This window comes from Azospirillum sp. NS33, assembly GCF_059703765.1.
This window is the reverse complement of the sequence record NZ_BAAKJB010000007.1, coordinates 12,852-28,908: the sequence shown is the minus strand read 5'-3', so window position 1 is coordinate 28,908 and position 16,057 is coordinate 12,852. Positions and strand designations below refer to the sequence as shown.

Annotated in this window: 16 protein-coding genes and 1 other RNA gene; 7 read left to right on the top strand and 10 right to left on the bottom strand. The window is 72.5% G+C overall.

Translation table 11 applies throughout. The annotated features are described in order from the left end of the window. Positions 1-76 precede the first annotated feature (76 nt). Entirely contained in the window at positions 77-1,216 is a 1,140-nt protein-coding gene (apbC, locus tag AC6H2I_RS08495; protein WP_497500169.1) for an iron-sulfur cluster carrier protein ApbC, read from the top strand. A 62-nt stretch (positions 1,217-1,278) separates the two neighbouring features. Here the strand turns inward: apbC and AC6H2I_RS08490 are convergent, their stop codons facing one another. From AC6H2I_RS08490 to AC6H2I_RS08480, 3 genes are read right to left on the bottom strand one after another with little or no spacing between them, the layout of a single operon-like run. Further along, positions 1,279-2,076, bottom strand: coding sequence for an ABC transporter ATP-binding protein (locus AC6H2I_RS08490; protein WP_497500168.1), 798 nt, complete (start codon positions 2,074-2,076; stop codon positions 1,279-1,281). Then, positions 2,073-2,972, bottom strand: a complete 900-nt coding sequence (locus AC6H2I_RS08485) for an ABC transporter permease (protein ID WP_497500167.1) — start codon at positions 2,970-2,972, stop codon at positions 2,073-2,075. Before AC6H2I_RS08485 ends, AC6H2I_RS08490 begins: the two co-directional genes overlap by 4 nt. Before the next feature lie 10 nt (positions 2,973-2,982). Continuing rightward, a complete protein-coding gene (locus AC6H2I_RS08480; protein ID WP_497500166.1) occupies positions 2,983-3,960 on the bottom strand; it encodes an ABC transporter substrate-binding protein in 978 nt (325 codons plus the stop codon). 218 nt (positions 3,961-4,178) lie between these two features. Between AC6H2I_RS08480 and AC6H2I_RS08475 the strand changes: the two genes are divergently transcribed. Then, positions 4,179-4,559 (top strand): DUF983 domain-containing protein, encoded by a 381-nt coding sequence (locus AC6H2I_RS08475; RefSeq protein ID WP_497500165.1) that lies wholly within the window; start codon positions 4,179-4,181, stop codon positions 4,557-4,559. A gap of 28 nt (positions 4,560-4,587) precedes the next feature. On the opposite strand, the gene AC6H2I_RS08470 is transcribed toward AC6H2I_RS08475, so the two are convergent. Next, complete coding sequence (locus AC6H2I_RS08470) at positions 4,588-6,456, bottom strand: O-linked N-acetylglucosamine transferase, SPINDLY family protein (protein ID WP_497500164.1); 1,869 nt, start codon at positions 6,454-6,456, stop codon at positions 4,588-4,590. A 59-nt stretch (positions 6,457-6,515) separates the two neighbouring features. Beyond that, the gene (gene thyX, locus AC6H2I_RS08465; RefSeq protein ID WP_497500163.1) at positions 6,516-7,454 is read right to left on the bottom strand and encodes an FAD-dependent thymidylate synthase; all 939 of its coding nucleotides are present in this window, start codon (positions 7,452-7,454) and stop codon (positions 6,516-6,518) included. Between the two features lie 83 nt (positions 7,455-7,537). Here thyX and ssrA point away from each other — a divergent pair. The 4 genes from ssrA (at position 7,538) to AC6H2I_RS08445 (ending at position 9,084) form a co-directional block, all read left to right on the top strand. Next, positions 7,538-7,914, top strand: a transfer-messenger RNA (tmRNA) gene (ssrA, locus tag AC6H2I_RS08460). A 39-nt stretch (positions 7,915-7,953) separates the two neighbouring features. Then, positions 7,954-8,427 (top strand): SspB family protein, encoded by a 474-nt coding sequence (locus AC6H2I_RS08455; protein WP_497500162.1) that lies wholly within the window; start codon positions 7,954-7,956, stop codon positions 8,425-8,427. A gap of 7 nt (positions 8,428-8,434) precedes the next feature. Next, positions 8,435-8,812 (top strand): TfoX/Sxy family protein, encoded by a 378-nt coding sequence (locus AC6H2I_RS08450; RefSeq protein WP_497500161.1) that lies wholly within the window; start codon positions 8,435-8,437, stop codon positions 8,810-8,812. Then, complete coding sequence (locus AC6H2I_RS08445; RefSeq protein WP_497500160.1) at positions 8,809-9,084, top strand: hypothetical protein; 276 nt, start codon at positions 8,809-8,811, stop codon at positions 9,082-9,084. Before AC6H2I_RS08450 ends, AC6H2I_RS08445 begins: the two co-directional genes overlap by 4 nt. On the opposite strand, the gene AC6H2I_RS08440 is transcribed toward AC6H2I_RS08445, so the two are convergent. Both AC6H2I_RS08440 and AC6H2I_RS08435 read right to left on the bottom strand, forming a co-directional pair. After that, on the bottom strand, positions 9,081-9,269 hold the full coding sequence (locus tag AC6H2I_RS08440; RefSeq protein WP_497500159.1) for a hypothetical protein: 189 nt from the start codon (positions 9,267-9,269) through the stop codon (positions 9,081-9,083). The genes AC6H2I_RS08445 and AC6H2I_RS08440 overlap by 4 nt on opposite strands. After that, complete coding sequence (locus AC6H2I_RS08435; protein WP_497500158.1) at positions 9,254-9,946, bottom strand: VOC family protein; 693 nt, start codon at positions 9,944-9,946, stop codon at positions 9,254-9,256. Before AC6H2I_RS08435 ends, AC6H2I_RS08440 begins: the two co-directional genes overlap by 16 nt. A 74-nt stretch (positions 9,947-10,020) precedes the next feature. Between AC6H2I_RS08435 and polA the strand changes: the two genes are divergently transcribed. Continuing rightward, a complete protein-coding gene (gene polA, locus AC6H2I_RS08430; RefSeq protein ID WP_497500157.1) occupies positions 10,021-12,924 on the top strand; it encodes a DNA polymerase I in 2,904 nt (967 codons plus the stop codon). Positions 12,925-12,955: 31 nt separating this feature from the next. On the opposite strand, the gene AC6H2I_RS08425 is transcribed toward polA, so the two are convergent. The 3 genes from AC6H2I_RS08425 to AC6H2I_RS08415 form a co-directional block, all read right to left on the bottom strand. Beyond that, positions 12,956-13,849, bottom strand: a complete 894-nt coding sequence (locus AC6H2I_RS08425) for a prephenate/arogenate dehydrogenase family protein (protein WP_497500156.1) — start codon at positions 13,847-13,849, stop codon at positions 12,956-12,958. 97 nt (positions 13,850-13,946) lie between these two features. Next, complete coding sequence (gene hisC, locus AC6H2I_RS08420) at positions 13,947-15,038, bottom strand: histidinol-phosphate transaminase (RefSeq protein ID WP_497500155.1); 1,092 nt, start codon at positions 15,036-15,038, stop codon at positions 13,947-13,949. Between the two features lie 10 nt (positions 15,039-15,048). Beyond that, positions 15,049-15,924: a chorismate mutase gene (locus tag AC6H2I_RS08415; protein ID WP_497500154.1), complete on the bottom strand. Its 876-nt coding sequence runs from the start codon at positions 15,922-15,924 to the stop codon at positions 15,049-15,051. Positions 15,925-16,057: the final 133 nt, after the last annotated feature.

Here is a 16,057-nt window from a genome sequence, read left to right as displayed (position 1 = left end):
GTGCGACCGCCGTTGGCGCTCGCAACGATTCCGACGGTTATCCGCCAATATCGGGAAGAAGCCGGAGTTTTCAACCATGGCGAAGGTCACTGAGGAACAGGTTCTCGACGCGCTCCGGTCCGTCGTGGACCCCGATCGCGGGGCGGATATCGTGTCCTTGAACATGTTGTCCGGCCTGGCAGTACGCGACGGCAACGTCGCATTTTCCATCGAGGTCGACCCGGCGCGCGGCGCCCAGGCCGAACCCATGCGCCACGCCGCGGAGAAGGCGGTCAACGCGCTGCCCGGCGTGACCTCGGTCACCGCCGTGCTCACCGCCCACCGCGCCGGGCCGGCGGCGCAGCCCCCGGCCCAGCCGGCCGGCCACGGCCACGCGCACGGGCCCGGCCACGGGCACGGCCAGGCACAGCCCGCCAAAAAGCCGGTGCCGGGGGTCAAGGCGATCGTCGCCGTCGCCTCGGGCAAGGGCGGCGTGGGCAAGTCCACCACGGCGGTGAATCTGGCCCTGGGGCTGGCCGCCAACGGGCAGTCCGTGGGCCTCCTCGACGCCGACATCTACGGGCCGTCCATGCCGCGCATGATGGGCATCCAGGGCCGGCCCACCAGCCATGACGGCAAGATCCTGGAACCCATGGAGAATTACGGCATCAAGGTGATGTCGATGGGGTTCCTGGTGCCCGAGGACACGCCGATGATCTGGCGTGGACCGATGGTGATGAGCGCGATCCAGCAGATGCTGGCGGACGTCAACTGGGGCGAGCTCGACGTGCTGGTGGTCGACATGCCGCCGGGCACCGGCGACGCCCAGCTCACCCTGGCCCAGCAAGTGCCGCTGGCCGGCGCGGTGATCGTCTCCACCCCCCAGGACATCGCCCTGCTCGACGCCCGCAAGGGGCTGAACATGTTCCGCAAGGTCGACGTGCCGGTGTTCGGCATCGTCGAGAACATGAGCTATTTCTGCTGCCCCAACTGCGGCCACCGCTCCGACATCTTCAGCCACGGCGGGGCGCGCAAGGAGGCGGAGGCGCTGGGCACCGACTTCCTCGGCGAGATCCCGCTGGACATCGCCATCCGCGAGACCTCCGACGCGGGCCAGCCGATCGTCGTCTCGCAGCCCGACGGCGCGCACGCCAAGGTCTACCGCGCCATCGCCGCCACGGTGTGGGAGAAGGCAAGCGGCCAGCGCCGCGGCGCGCCGCGCTTCGTGGTGCAGTGACACGGCCGGGGGGCCGCGCCTCCAGCGCGCGCCCCACGGGGTGGCCGACCCGGCCGCCGCCCCTACCCGATCAGCAGCGCGTCGTCGCTGATCTCGCCGCCGCCACGCTGCCGGGCGAACAGGGCCAGCAGGTGCGGCACGTCGAGGCCGGCGCGCTGGTCGCCGGCGACGTCCAGCACCACGCGGCCCTCGTGCAGCATCAAGGTGCGGTCGCCGCAGTCCAGGGCCTGGCGCATGGAATGGGTCACCATGAGCGCCGTCAGCCGCTTCTCCGCGACGATTCGCCGCGTCAGGTCCAGCACGAAATCGGCCGTCGCCGGGTCGAGGGCGGCGGTGTGCTCGTCCAGCAGCAGGATCTTGCAGCCCGCCAGGGTCGCCATCAGCAGGCTGACCGCCTGGCGCTGCCCGCCCGACAGCAACCCCATGCGGTCGCCCAGGCGGCTTTCCAGCCCCAGCCCCAGCCCGGCGATGCGCTCGCGGAAGCGGGCCCGGCGGTCGTGCCCCAGGGCCGCCCCCAGGCCACGCCGGCGGCCACGGGACGCCGCCAGGGCCATGTTCTCCTCGATGGTCAACGCCGCGCAGCTGCCCACCAGCGGATCCTGGAACACCCGGGCGACGTGGGCCGCCCGCCGCGGCGTCGGCCAGCGGGTGACGTCGATCCCGTCGATGGCGACACGCCCCGCCTCGGCCGGCGCATCCCCGGCCAGGGCCGCCAGCAGCGTCGACTTGCCGGCCCCGTTCGAGCCGATCACCGTGACGAACTGGCCCTCGGGAATGACCAGATCGACGCCGCGCAGCGCGTGCTTCTCCAGCGCCGTGCCGCGGCCGAACAGGACGTGGAGGTCCGTCACCTCGATCATTTCGCCCTCCCCGCCCGGCCGCGGCCGGCGCGCAGGCGCATCTGCGGCAGGATCAGCGCCACCGCCACCAGCACCGCGGTGACCAGGTTCAGATCGGAGGCCTGGAGGCCGATCACGTCGGCGGTCAAGGCGAGCTGCACGGCCAGGCGGTAGAGGATCGACCCCACCACGCAGGCCACCAACGCCCAGGCCAGGCCGCGCAGCGGCAGCACCGTCTCGCCGACGATCACCGCGGCCAGCCCGACCACGATGGTGCCGATCCCGGTCGTCACGTCGGCGAAGCCGTTGGTCTGGGCGAACAGCGCCCCGGCCAGCCCGACCAGCCCGTTGGACAGCGCCATGCCGGCGTAGATGTGCCGGTCGGTGTCGACGCCCTGGGCGCGCGCCATGCGGGCGTTGACGCCGGTGGCGCGCATCGCCAGCCCGAACTCGCTGGACAGGAAGCGGGCCAGCAGCGCCACCACGACCGCCACCACCACGGCCACGAACAGCGGCCGCAGCAGGTGATCGGGCAGGCCCAGCCCGTAGAACGGGGTCAGCACCGTGTCCTGCATGATGATGGCGACGTTGGGCCGCCCCATGACCCGCAGATTGACCGAGAACAGCGCGATCATGGTGAGGATCGAGGCCAGCAGGTGGAGGATGCGGAAGCGCACGTTGAGCGTCGCCGTCACCAGCCCGGCGGCGGCCCCGGCCACCGCCGCCAGCAGGCTGGACAGCCAGGGATCGGCGCCGGCGACGATCAGGGTCGCCGCCACCGCGGCGCCCAGCGGAAAGCTTCCGTCCACCGTGAGGTCCGGGAAGTCGAGCACCCGGAACGACAGGAAGACGCCCAGCGCCACCAGGGCGTAGACGAGGCCGATCTCGACCGCGCCGAAGAAGGCGATCTCGCTCATGGTGCGCGGCTTACTCCCCGACCACCTTGGTGGCGCGGCCCATCACGCTCTGCGGGATGGTGAAGCCCATCGCCGCCGCCGCCTTCGGGTTGACCACCAGGTTGGTGCCGCTGGCGACGCGCACCGCGATGTCGCCCGGCTTCTCGCCCTTCAGGACCCGCGCCACCACGGCGCCGGTCTGCCTGCCCAGCTCGAAATAATCGAATCCCAGGCTGGCGGCGGTGCCGCGCTCCACGCTGTCGGTGTCGGCGGAGAACACCGGCAGGTCGGCCTGGACGCCGACCTGGACCAGCGCCTCGAGGGCCGAGACGACGGTGTTGTCGAGCGGGATGTAGACGGCGTCGGCCTTGCCGACCAGGCTGCGCCCGGCGGCCTGCACGTCCGCCGACTTCGTCGCGGTCGCCTCGACCACCGCCAACCCCTTGGCGACCGCCGCCTCCTTGAAGGCGCCGACCATGGTGACGGAGTTCGGCTCGCCGGGGTTGTAGATCACCGCCAGCGTCCGCGCCCCCGGCAGGATCTCGGCGATGAGGGCGACGTGCTCGGCCACCGGCGCCATGTCCGACAGCCCGGTCACGTTGCCGCCCGGCGCCTCCATGGAGCGCACGAGCTGGGCGCCGACCGGGTCGGTGACGGCGGTGAACACCACCGGGACGTCGCGGGTGGCGGCGACCACGGCCTGGGCCGAGGGGGTGGAGATGGGAACGATGACGTCGGGCCGCTCGCCGATGAACTTGCGGGCGATCTGCGCCGCCGTCGCCGGGTTGCCCTGGGCGCTCTGGTACGCGACCGTCAGGGTTTCGCCGGGGGTGAACCCGGCCTCCTTCAGGGCCTCGATCACGCCGTCGCGGGTGGCGTCGAGCGCCGGGTGCTCGACGATGGCGGTGATGGCCACCGTCTTGGCCTTGTCGTCGGCCATCGCCGGAACGGCCGGCGCGGCCAGCGCGCCGCCGAGCGCCGCCGCCAGCACGATGCGCGAAATCCGCATGTCACGTCCTCTTGAAGCGTTTTCGTTGCCGGGTCCGGCGGCGGTGCGCGCGCCGTGACGATTCGGACAGGCCTAGACGCCGTCACACGGCCCGTCAAGGCCGCGCATCGCCGGCGCGGCAGCGTCGCGCGCGCGGGGGGTGCGGCCGATGCGCGAATACCCTACAGTGCCGCTGTGCGATGGCCGGCCGACGCGCGGCCGGTGCGAGGGGAGCTTCGATGACCACCACCACCATCACCCAGCCGCGGTCCAAGGTCAGCGCCGTGCTGCGCGGCTTCGCCGGGCAGTGCCCGTGCTGCGGCCGCGGCCGCCTGCTGCACCGCTACCTGAAGCCGGTGGAGCGCTGCGCCCACTGCGGCGAGGCCTACGGCCACCTGCGCGCCGACGACGCGCCACCGTGGATGACGATCTTCATCGTCGGCCACATCGTCATCCCCCTGCTGCTGTCGGTGGAGCAGAGCTATTCGCCGCCGATGTGGCTGCACTACACCCTGTGGCCGAGCCTGGCGCTGGTGCTGACCCTGCTGCTGCTGCCGCGCTGCAAGGGGATCATCCTCGGCCTGCTGTGGGCCACCGGCGCGAAGGAGGCGGGAACCTGACCGAACGCCGGCCTGGCCGAACGCGAGCCTAGCCGAAGGCCAGCGTGAAGGAGGCCGGCGGCAGGCCCTCGGCGTGGCGCTGCCACATGGTCCGCCACGCCGCCTCCAGGGCCCGGGTGAAGCGCACCCCGTCGCACAGCGGCGACCCGATGACCCGGTCGCGCAGGCCGGCGCGCAGCGCGGCGAGCCGTTCGGGGTCGCCGGCCAGGGCCACGGCGCGCGCCACGTAGCCGGCGGCGTCCGCCGCCACCAGCTCGCCGAGGCCGACCGCCTCCAGATGGGTGAGGGCGTGGCGGCCACAGAACCGCTCTCCCGCCAGCGTCACCACCGGCACCCCCATCCACAAGGCCTCCAGGGTCGTCAGCCCGCCGGCGTAGGGCGTCGGGTCCAGGGCGACGTCGACCCCGCCGTAGGCCGCCAGAAGATCCTGGCGCGGCACGCCTCCCGCCAGGTCGAGGCGGTGCGGCTCGACGCCCCGGGCGGCGAAGCGGGCGGTCACCCGGGCCGCGGTGGCGGGGTCGCCGAGCGGCGGCGTGCGCAGGGCCAGCCGCGCCCCGGGCACCGCCGCCAGCACGCCGGCCCACAGCGCCACGGTCGCGTCGCTCAGCTTGGGCAGGGCGTTGAAGGAGCCGAAGGCGACGTGCCCGCGGCGGCCGGCCGGCGATGCCGCCACCGGCGGCGCGGCCTCCGGCGGCGCCCACACCACATAGGCGTCGGGCAGCCGGGCGATGGCCTCGGTCCCCAGGGCTTCGGCGCCCGGCGGGCTCTGGCGGGAATCCGAGATCAGATAGTCGATGGCCGGCAGGCCGGTGGTGCCGACGTACCCGGCCCAGGTCGCCTGCACCGGGGCCGGGCGGCGGGCGAACACCGGCAGCCGGTTGCCGAAGGTGTGCCCCGCGAGGTCGACCAGCACGTGGATGCCGTCGGCGCGGATCGCCCGGTCGAGGGCGTCGTCGTCCATCCCGGCCGTCCACACCCAGCGCTCGGCGAGGCCGCGCAGCCGTTCCGTCGTCGCGTCGGGGTTGGCGGTGTGGGCGTAGCAGGTCAGGGCGATTCCGGCGCGGTCGAGCGCCGCCAGCACCGGCTCGACGAAGTAGCCCACGGGATGGGCCCGGAAGTCCGGCGACACCAGGCCCACCTTCAGCCGCGGCGCCGGTGCCGCGACCGCCGGGACGGACGGCCGCGGGTGTCGGCGGCCCCACGCCGCGTGCGCCCGGGCGATCGCGTCGGCCGTCGTGCCGTCGGCATACTGCAGCAGCGAGAGCCGCATGGCGTGAAGGGAGTCGGCGGCGGGGTGGAGGGCCAGGGCGCGGTCGACGGCGGCCACCGCCTCGCCGATCCGGGCCTGCTGGGCCAGGGCCTTGGCGGCGTGGTTGGCGAGGGCCTCGGCGCGCGCCGGATCCCGCACCAGGGCGGCGCGGTAGGCGGCGTCCGCCGCCTCGAGCCGGTTGGACTCGGCCAGCGCGTTGCCGAGGTTGTAAGGGTGCACCCAGGAGGTCGGGTCCAGTGCCATGGCGCGGCGGAAGCCGGCCGCCGCCGCGTCCCGGCGCGCCTCGGCCCGCAGCACCACGCCCAGGTTGGCCCACGCCGCGGCGTCGCCGGGGTGCACCGCCAAGGCCACCCGGAAGGCCGCGGACGAGCGCAGCGCCGCCGCCGCCTCCAGCAGCCCCTCGCGCGCCGCCTGAAGCTCCGGGGCGCGGACCAGCGCCGCGGCGAAGGCGCGCGCGGCCGCCGGCCGATCCCCAAGGGATTCGCAGACCAGCCCCAGGTTGGCGTGCCAGGATGCCGCCCCGCCCGACGCGACCGCCCGCTCCAGAAGGACGCGCGCCTCTCCCAGGCGCCCCTGCTGGGCCGCGGCCAGTCCCCGGCGGTGAAGGGTGTCGTCCGAGCCGGTCATCGCCGCCCTCCCCTGCCGTTCGTCTCGCGCCCCGGCCGGGGCGGCGGTTCAGACGCCGATCAGCCCCCGCGTCCGAGGGAGTCCATCAGCTCGCGCCACTCGCGCTTCGACAGGCCGCTGTCCTCCTGGGTCACCGCCTCGCCGGCGAGCAGCCGCCGCACCGTGGCCAGCCCGGCCTCGGAGAGATGGGCACCGCCCATCCGGTACGCGCTGAACGCGTCATAGACCGCCGGCACCCAGCGCCGGGCGACCTCCAGCATCGCCTCGGCGTAGACCCGGATCTCGTACTGGGCATGGCTGTCGGCGCGCAGGGACAGGAAGTGCAGAAGGTTGTGCAGGTCCACCTTCCAGTACCACTGCGTGTAGTAGTTGAGCGGCAGGTTCATGCGCGCCAGCTCGCGCGCCAGGCCCTGGCGCGCCGGGTCCAGAGGGGCGCCGTCCGCGCCGAGGTTCAGCATCTCCTCGTAGTGGGCGTAGCACTGTTCGGCGTCCTGGCGCAGCAAGGACAGCACCCGCTCCGCCTCGGCCCCCTCCAGCACGTCGCCGCGCCCCTGGCGGTTGCTGACCGCCTGGGCGCCGAGGTGTTCCGGCGCCGGCACGTAGAACTCGCGGTCGAGAATGGAATAGCGGGCCGAATACTCGTTGACGTTGGCCGTGCGATGGCGGATCCACTGCCGCGCCACGAAGATCGGCAGCTTGACGTGGAACTTGATCTCGCACATCTCAAACGGCGTCGAATGGCGGTGCCGCATCAGGTAGCGGATGAGGCCGGCGTCCTCGCTGACCTGCTTGGTGCCCCGGCCGTACGACACCCGCGCCGCCTGGACCACGGCGGCGTCGTCGCCCATGTAGTCGATGACTCGCACGAAGCCGTGATCGAGCACCGGCAGCGGCTCGTACAGGATCTCCTCGAGCGCCGGCACGGTGGCACGCCGGGTCGGGCTCTCGACGCTGCGCAGCCGGTCGATGTCGGCGCGCTGTTCGGGGGTGATGGGCATGGGGACTCCGCTCTTCGACGGCGCGCACTCTACCCCGTCCGCCACGGCGCTGAAGCGAAAATTCCGTGGTGCGTGGCGACGCCCCCCTTTCATCGCGCTGCGCACCGCTCTATATTCCTAGACGTCGGTTGCACCGACTATGGCGATAAACGTTCTGTGGAATAAGCGTTACGGACCCGGGGGCGGTACCCGGCGCCTCCACCAAACCCCGCGTCCGCCGGCCTTCCGGCACGGCGGCAGGGTCCTCGAGGGGGCGAAACAGGATCGACGTGCGTGGTAAAGGCAGGATTTTCGCTCGGCATGGTTCCGCCGTTATCGGGCCATTGCAATAGTTGCCAATGACAACGTTGCTCCGGTTGCCGTCGCCGCGTAATGCGGTAAGGTGATCGAAATCAAATCCCTTGGGGGTAGCACTTCAAGGTGGGGTTCGTGGGCCGCCTAGCAACAGAAGGCCCACACTTCCTTCGTTTGGGACATTGCCTCGGGAGTCGCGTCGCAGATGCCGAAAGAGCAGCTTCGTTATGACAGGATGGTCGAAGCCGCCCTGCGCAGCGTGGTCCGCGACGCCGTGTCGCAGGTGGCCGAGAACGGGCTGCCTGGAAACCACCATTTCTACCTGACATTCCGCACCAGCTTTCCCGGCGTGCAGGTCCCCGATTACCTCCGGGCCCAGTACCCCAACGAAATGACCATCGTCCTGCAGTTCCAGTTCTACGGGCTGGAGGTGACGGAGACGGGATTCTCGGTGACGTTGAGCTTCAACAACAACCACGAGACCCTGGTGATCCCCTTCGCGGCGATCGCCACCTTCGCCGATCCCTCGGTCAACTTCGCGCTGCAGTTCCAGCCGGCGCCGCCGGCGGACGGCGCCGAGGTCGAGGCGATGCCCGCCCGCAAGGACGAGGCCGACAGCGCCCCGGCCGAGGAGAAGCGGGGCGAGGTCGTGGCGCTCGACGCGTTCCGCAAGAAGTAGGCGCCCCGTGGCGGCCCGGACCAGCGACTTCGCCGCCATGGTCTGCGAGTTGCTGGCCCCCTTGGGTGATGTGCGGCCGCGCCGGATGTTCGGTGGGTATGGCGTCTACGCCGACGGCGTGATGGTCGCGCTGATCACCCGGGACGAGGTTCTCCACCTGCGCACCGACGACACCACCCGGCCCGCGTTCGAACAGGCCGGGTTGCCGGTGTTCCAGCCGTTCCCCGACAAGCCCATGCGCATGCCCTACCACCGCGCCCCCGACGCGGCGCTGGAGGACGGGGTGGAGATGCTGGCCTGGGCCCGCCCGGCCCTGGACGCCGCCCTGCGCGCCCGCGCGGCCAAGGCCGCCAAGCCGCGGCGTGCGCCGAGGATGCCCGGTTGACGCCGTCCCGCTCCCTGCGCCGCCGGCCGGCCATCCGTCCCCCGCGTCTGGTCGCGGCCGGCGCCGCGCTGCAGCTGGCGGCCTGCGGCTCCTCGTCGCTGGAGCGGGGATACGGGGGACCGCAGCCCTTTGCCCCACGCATCGCCTCCATCACCCGTGACGACGCGGCGGCCAGGGCCGCCCTGGCCGAACATCCCGAGTTGCCCCAGGACGTGGTGTTCCGGCCGATGGCGGCCATCGCTCCCGCCACCGTCAGCCGCGCAGCGCCCTAGCAGCCCGGAGCCGCCGGCGCGCTCAGCAGCGCCGGATCGCCGTCCGGCGGGGCGACGGCCACCGCCGGGCAGTCGCCGACCGAGGTCAGGGGGGCGGCGCGGCGGCTCGTCGCTTCGGCGACGGCGATCACCGCCAGGGCCAGGGCCGCGCCGATCAGAATGCCGAACTTCACCGTGTCGCGCATGCCCCCCGCCTCCTTGGCCGCGAATCGATCCCGACACAGACGTGGTCCCGCCGGCCGCCGTCTGCCATCGGCAAAACGAGAGAGTGCGGCGGGGTGCCGTCGCGGCGCGACAGGGTGAGCGTCATGCGCCACCGCGCCGCCGCCTCCAGCTCCAGCGCGCCGGTGGCCTCAAGGGCCGACAGCGCCGGCCCGAGGTGCGGTCCGGCGATCCGCACCCGGACGATCTCGGCGAATCCGCGGGCGCCTTGGCGCTCCCCCGCCCGACCGTCGGTCCAGGCGTCGGGACGGGTGGTTCCCGGCGAGAGGAACAGGAACGGCACCGCCGGATCCCGCGACTCCTCGGCCACCGGGATCGCCATGCCGTCGGGAAGGAACGGCGCCCGGTAGTCCCACGTCGCGAAGGGCGGCGGCTCCGGCCCGCGCAGGGCGATGCCGAAGGGACAGGCGCCGGTGTCCCGCCACGCCAGCCGCTGCGCCAATCCGGTGGGTGCGACCGGCGGGCTGGCCAGAGCGGCCGGGTCGGTCGCCCACAGCAGTTCCAGATAGGCGTTGTCGAAGACGTGGCACAGGTTCGCCGTCCCCTGCCCCGGGTGGTCGCGGCGAAAGGAGACGGACAGGCCGGCCACCCCGGGGCTTTCCGGCTCGACGCACACGAAGACGTGGCAGATGCCTGGCATGGTCCCCCGCTCTCTCGACTCCGCCCCCGCCTTCCGCCAAGTTACCCCCAAACCAGGGACGGGACCAGACAGCCATGACCGCCGACACCGCCGCCGCACCGCAAGCCGCTCCCGAGGCCGCCGTCCCCGGAGCCGCCACGCCCGGGCCCACCGGCGCCCCGCTCTACCTGGTGGACGGATCGGGCTTCATCTTCCGCGCCTTCCACGCCCTGCCCATGCTGACCCGGCCCGACGGCACGCCGGTCAACGCGGTGCTCGGCTTCTCCAACATGCTGCTGAAGCTGCTGGCCGATCTCCACGCCGAGGCGGTGGCGGTGGTCTTCGACGCCTCCGGCGTCACCTTCCGCAACGCCATCTACGAGGCCTACAAGGCGCAGCGGCCGGAGCCGCCGGAGGAGCTGAAGCCCCAGTTCGCCCTGATCCGCGAGGCCACCCACGCCTTCTGCCTGCCCTGCCTGGAACTGGAGGGATTCGAGGCCGACGACCTCATCGCCACCTACGCCCGCCTCGCCCGCGAGGCCGGGCGCGAGGTGACCATCGTCTCCTCCGACAAGGACCTGATGCAGCTCGTCGGTCCGGGTGTGCGCATGCTCGACCCCATGAAGAACCGGATGATCGGGCCGGACGAGGTGATGGAGAAGTTCGGCGTGCCGCCGGAGAAGGTGGTGGACGTTCAGGCGCTGGCCGGCGACAGCGTCGACAACGTGCCGGGCGTGCCGGGCATCGGCGTGAAGACGGCCGCCCAGCTGATCGGTGAGTACGGCGACCTGGAGACCCTGCTGGGCCGCGCCGGCGAGATCAAGCAGCCGGCGCGCCGTCAGAAGCTGATCGACTTCGCCGACCAGGCCCGGGTGTCGAAGCGGCTGGTGCAGCTCGACGCCGCCGTCCCGGTGCCCACCCCCATCGACGAGCTGCGGGTGCGCGAGCCCGACCACCGCAAGCTCATCGACTTCCTGCGCTTCCAGGGCTTCCGCTCCATCGTCACCCGGGTCGAGGCGGAGTTGCAGAAGGACGGCGCCCTGGTCGACGGCGGCGCCACCGCGTCCGGGGCCGCGCCCCCGCACGGCCTCACAGCCGCCAGCGCGCCGCCGGACGCCCCGGCCGCGGCCGCCGCCCGGGCCGAGCGTCCCCTTCCCGCCGTGGCGGAGACCCGCTACACGCTGATCCAGGACGTGGACGCGCTGGCGGCATGGCTCGCCGAGGTCGAGGAGACCGGCGTGCTCGCCGTCGACACCGAGACCGACAGCCTCACCCCGGCCACCGCCAAGCTGTGCGGCCTGTCGCTGGCCACCGCGGCGGGGCGCGCCTGCTACGTCCCGGTCGGCCACGTCGACCCCAACGGGGCCGGGCAGCTGGCGCTGGGCGGCGACGGCCCGACGCAGCTCACCGCCGCGGCCGCCATGGCAGCCCTGAAGGACGTGCTGGAGCGGCCCGACATCCTGAAGATCGGCCACAATTTCAAGTTCGACCACCAGCTCTTCGCCCGCCACGGCGTGCGCGTCGCCCCGGTCGACGACACCATGCTGATCTCCTACGTCCTGGAGGGCGGCGTCCATGGCCACGGCATGGACGAGCTGGCCGACCTGCACCTCGGCCACACCACCGTGAAGTACGAGGAGGTGTGCGGCACCGGCAAGGCGCGCATCACCTTCGACCGGGTGCCCCTGGACAAGGCGCTGGCCTACGCCGCCGAGGACGCCGACGTCACGCTGCGGCTGTGGCGGGTGCTCAAGCCGCGCCTGGTCGACGCCCGCATGGTCACCGTCTACGAAACCCTCGAGCGCCCCCTGGTGCCGATCGTCGCCGACATGGAGCGCGCCGGGGTGCGCATCGACCGCGCCGAGCTGCGCCGCCTGTCCCAGGACTTCGCGGAACGCCTGATCCAGATCGAGGCGGAGGTGCACCGGCTGGCGCCGCGCCCCTTCAACGTCGGCTCGCCCAAGCAGCTGGGCGACATCCTGTTCGGCGAGATGGGCCTGCAGGGCGCCAAGAAGGGCAAGACCGGCGCCTGGTCCACCGATTCCAGCGTGCTCGAGGGGCTGGCCGAGCAGGGCGCGGAAATCGCCCAGAAGGTCCTGGACTGGCGCCAGCTCGCCAAGCTGAAGAGCACCTACACCGACGCCCTGCAGGAGTTGGCGGACGCCGAGGCGCGCATCCACACCTCCTTCTCCATGGCGCTGACCAACACCGGCCGCCTCAGCTCGACCGACCCCAACCTTCAGAACATCCCCGTGCGCACCGAGGAGGGCCGCAAGATCCGCCGTGCCTTCGTCGCCGCGCCGGGGGCCAGGCTGCTGTCGGTCGACTACTCCCAGATCGAGCTGCGCCTGGTCGCCGAGATGGCCGGAATCGAGGCCCTGAAGGCGGCGTTCCGCGACGGCATCGACATCCACGCCATGACCGCCTCGCAGGTCTTCGGCGTGCCGCTGGAGCGGATGACCTCCGACATCCGGCGCAAGGCCAAGGCCATCAACTTCGGCATCATCTACGGCATCTCCGGCTTCGGGCTGGGCCGCCAGCTCGGCATTCCCCCGGGGGAGGCCAACACCTTCATCAAGGCCTATCTGGAGCGCTTCCACGAGTTGAAGGCGTGGATGGAAGGGGTCAAGACGTTCGCCCGCACCCACGGCTATGTCGAGACCCTGTTCGGGCGCCGCTGCTTCATGGCCAACATCCACGACAAGAACCCGGCCCGGCGTGCCTTCGCCGAGCGCCAGGCCATCAACGCCCCGATCCAGGGCACCGCCGCCGACATCATGAAGCGCGCCATGGTCCGGGTGCCCGGCGCGCTCGCCCGCGCCGGGTCGGGCGCCCGGCTGCTGCTCCAGGTCCACGACGAACTGCTGTTCGAGGTCCCCGCGGCGGAGGCGGAGGCGACGGCGGCGGTCGTCAAGGAGACCATGGAGGGGGCGGCCTCCCTGGGCGTTCCCCTGGTCGCCGAAGCCGGCATCGGCGACAGCTGGGCGGAGGCCCACTAGGGACGCCCGCCCGGCGACGCCGCCGGCCGGGTCAGGCCTGGTTGGCGTCGATGATGCCGCGGCGGATCACCCGGGTCTTGGTGAAGCGGTCCTGCAGGGTGTCGGCCTCGCCCCAGCGGATGGCGCGCTGCAAGGCGGTCAGATCCTCGGTGAAGCGCTGCAGCACCTCGAGAACCGCCTCGCGGTTGTTGAGGAAGATGTCGCGCCACATCACCGGGTCGGAGGCGGCGATGCGGGTGAAGTCGCGGAAGCCGCCGGCGGAGAACTGGATCACCGCCGACTTCGTCTCCTCCTCCAGGTCGGCGGCGGTGCCGACGATGGTGTAGGCGATCAGGTGCGGCAGGTGCGAGGTGATGGCGAGGATGCGGTCGTGGCGGCCGGGCTCCATCACCTCGACCCGCGAGCCCACCGCCTGCCACAGGGCGACGACCGCCGCGACGGCCTCCTCCTGGGCGCCGGGCGGCGGCGTGACGATGCACCACCGCCCCTCGAACAGCTCGGCGAACCCGGACTCGGGCCCGGAATGCTCGGTGCCCGCCACCGGATGGGCGGGCACGAAATGCACCCCGGCGGGCAGCGATGGGCCGACGTCGCGCACCACCGTCTGCTTGACCGATCCCACATCGCTGACGATGGCGCCGGGCTTGAGGTGGTCGGCCATCGCCTCGGCGACGGCGGCGTAGGCGCCGACCGGCGTGCACAGGACGACCAGGTCGCAGCCCTCGACGGCGATCGCCACCTCGGTGGTCGCGGTGTCGACGATTCCCAGCTCGACGGCCTTGGCGCAGGCCGCGTCGCTCCGGTCGGCGCACACCACCGTGCCGGCCAGGCCGCCGCGCCGCAGCGCCCGCGCCAGCGACGAGCCGATGAGGCCGATGCCGATGATGGCGACTCGGTCGAACAGGGGGGCGGCGGTCTCGGTCATGGCGGCACCCGAAGCGGAAGGTCAGGACGCGGGGACCGCCTTTAAACCACCACCGCCGGATCGCACCAAGGGGAAAACGCCGCCGCCACCGCCGGCGTCAGCCGCGCAGGAAGTCCTGCAACGCCGTCGCCACCGCCTTCATCTCGGGCTCCGTGCCGATCGAGACGCGCAGGCAGCTCGGCAGCCCGTAGGCCTGCATCTGGCGCACCAGGATGCCGCGCTCCTTCAGGAAGAGGCGGGCGGCCTCGGCCCCGCCCTTGTCCGCCGCCTGGCCGGCGAAGTCGACCAGGACGAAGTTGGCGATCGATGGGTGGACGGTGAGACCGAGCGCCCGCAGGGCGTCGGACAGCCACCCCCGCCAGGCGTCGTTGTGGACGCGCGAGCGCTCCAGGAACTCGGTGTCCTCCAGCGCCGCGACACCGGCCGCCTGCGCCGCCCCCGACACGTTGAAGGGGCCGCGCACCCGGTTCAGCACGTCGGTCACCGCCGGCGACGCATAGGCCCAGCCCAGGCGCAGCGAGCCCAGCGCGAAGATCTTGGAGAAGGTGCGGGTCATCACCACGTTGTCGAACCGTTCCGCCAGGTCCTGGCCGCTGGCGTAGTCGTTGCGGCTGACGTACTCGGCGTAAGCCGCGTCGACCACCAGCAGCGTGGTCGCGGGCAGGCCGGCGTGCAGCCGGGCCAGCTCCTCGGCCGAGAGATAGCTGCCGGTCGGGTTGTTGGGGTTGGCGATGAACACCAGCTTGGTGCGCGGGGTGACCCGGGCCAGCATGGCGTCGACGTCGGTCCTCAGCCCGGTCTCCGGCGCCGTAACCGGGGTCGCTCCCACCGTCTTGGCGGCGATCGGGTACATCAGGAAGCCGTGCTCGCTGTACAGCACCTCGTCGCCGGGGCCGGCGTAGGCGCGCACCAGCAGGCTGATCAGCTCGTCGGAGCCGCTGCCGCACACCAGGCGCGCGGCGTCGACCCCGAAGCGCGCGGCGATGGCGGCGCGCAGGGCGTGGGAGCCGCCGTCGGGGTAGCGATGGATCTCGCCGGCCATCCGGCGGAAGGCCTCGACGGCGCGGGGGCTGGGGCCCAGGGCGCCCTCGTTGGAGGCGAGGCGGGCCGTCCCGGCCGCCTCTCCGCCCACGTAGGGGGCGATGTCGAGGATGCCGGGGCGGGGAATCGGTGCGTTCGGCGTGGTCATGGCGGGGTTCTTACGGTCTGCGGACGTCCGCGGTGATCTGGAGGGGCACGGCGTAGCCGCCCAGGGTGTTGACCCGCACCGGCATCTCGGGCAGGTGCCCGACGACGTTGCCCAGGCGCGGGTCGTGCGGGTCGACGTAGTCGGCGACCTCGACGAGGTGGAGCGACGGGCCGCCGGCGTCGCGGGCGTGCCAGGTGCAGAACCCCGTCGGCGGCAGGCCGGCGCCTTCCAGCGCGTCCTTGAGCCGGCCGCGGCTGAGATCCTGGCCCAGTTCGACCGCCAGCAGGGTGCGATCCTCGCCGGTCGGCTCGTGGGGGACCTGGGCGATCACCAGCGCGTCGCGGTCCTCCCCCCGGGCGTTGCCGCGCCCGCCGAAGGGCAACCGGGCCACCACCCGCGGCGTCCGCAGATCGTCGTTGGCGAGGTAGCGCCACCACGGGTCGGTGTCGTCCTCGGCGGGATAGGGCACCACCCCCACCGTCGCCGTCCCGTCGCTGACCGCGCGCACTGCGGCCACCGGCGTGTTGACCGCGGTCATCGGCACGACGCTGCCGAAATGGTCCCGGGCCACGTCCCAGAAGCCGCGCCGGTCCTCCGGCGCGTAGACGGCGACGGCGAAGGGTCCCTGCAGGCGGGTCAGCGCCGTGATCATCTCGCGCCACATGCGCATCAGCACGGGCAGCGGGAACGACCCGGTGTGCCGCGCCGCCAGCCGGCGCAGGATCACCGCCTCGCGCCCGGGCCGCAGGTAGCTGCGGTCGGGCTCCTTGGTGACGCCGACCCGCTCGACCACGCGAGCACGCCGCATCAGCAGGTCGTGGATCGCATCGTCGATCTGGTCGATCTCGCGGCGCAGGTCTTCGAGGGAGGCGTGGGAGGACGGCATCTGGCCCAAACCGTGTCATGCGGAGCCGGATAGTAGTAGTCCGCGCTTGTCGCAAAATCAAAGAAAACGTTGAGACCTCGGAAGCTTGGTTCCCACCCGGACGCCCCGGCGACAGTAGAAAAACGCCGCATCG

Bases quoted from the DNA above. Each gene is read 5' to 3' on its own strand.
- apbC (WP_497500169.1), top strand. From the start codon at position 77: ATGGCGAAGGTCACTGAGGAACAGGTTCTCGACGCGCTCCGGTCCGTC.
- AC6H2I_RS08490 (WP_497500168.1), bottom strand. From the start codon at position 2,076: ATGATCGAGGTGACGGACCTCCACGTCCTGTTCGGCCGCGGCACGGCG.
- AC6H2I_RS08485 (WP_497500167.1), bottom strand. From the start codon at position 2,972: ATGAGCGAGATCGCCTTCTTCGGCGCGGTCGAGATCGGCCTCGTCTAC.
- AC6H2I_RS08480 (WP_497500166.1), bottom strand. From the start codon at position 3,960: ATGCGGATTTCGCGCATCGTGCTGGCGGCGGCGCTCGGCGGCGCGCTG.
- AC6H2I_RS08475 (WP_497500165.1), top strand. From the start codon at position 4,179: ATGACCACCACCACCATCACCCAGCCGCGGTCCAAGGTCAGCGCCGTG.
- AC6H2I_RS08470 (WP_497500164.1), bottom strand. From the start codon at position 6,456: ATGACCGGCTCGGACGACACCCTTCACCGCCGGGGACTGGCCGCGGCC.
- thyX (WP_497500163.1), bottom strand. From the start codon at position 7,454: ATGCCCATCACCCCCGAACAGCGCGCCGACATCGACCGGCTGCGCAGC.
- AC6H2I_RS08455 (WP_497500162.1), top strand. From the start codon at position 7,954: ATGCCGAAAGAGCAGCTTCGTTATGACAGGATGGTCGAAGCCGCCCTG.
- AC6H2I_RS08440 (WP_497500159.1), bottom strand. From the start codon at position 9,269: ATGCGCGACACGGTGAAGTTCGGCATTCTGATCGGCGCGGCCCTGGCC.
- AC6H2I_RS08435 (WP_497500158.1), bottom strand. From the start codon at position 9,946: ATGCCAGGCATCTGCCACGTCTTCGTGTGCGTCGAGCCGGAAAGCCCC.
- polA (WP_497500157.1), top strand. From the start codon at position 10,021: ATGACCGCCGACACCGCCGCCGCACCGCAAGCCGCTCCCGAGGCCGCC.
- AC6H2I_RS08425 (WP_497500156.1), bottom strand. From the start codon at position 13,849: ATGACCGAGACCGCCGCCCCCCTGTTCGACCGAGTCGCCATCATCGGC.
- hisC (WP_497500155.1), bottom strand. From the start codon at position 15,038: ATGACCACGCCGAACGCACCGATTCCCCGCCCCGGCATCCTCGACATC.
- AC6H2I_RS08415 (WP_497500154.1), bottom strand. From the start codon at position 15,924: ATGCCGTCCTCCCACGCCTCCCTCGAAGACCTGCGCCGCGAGATCGAC.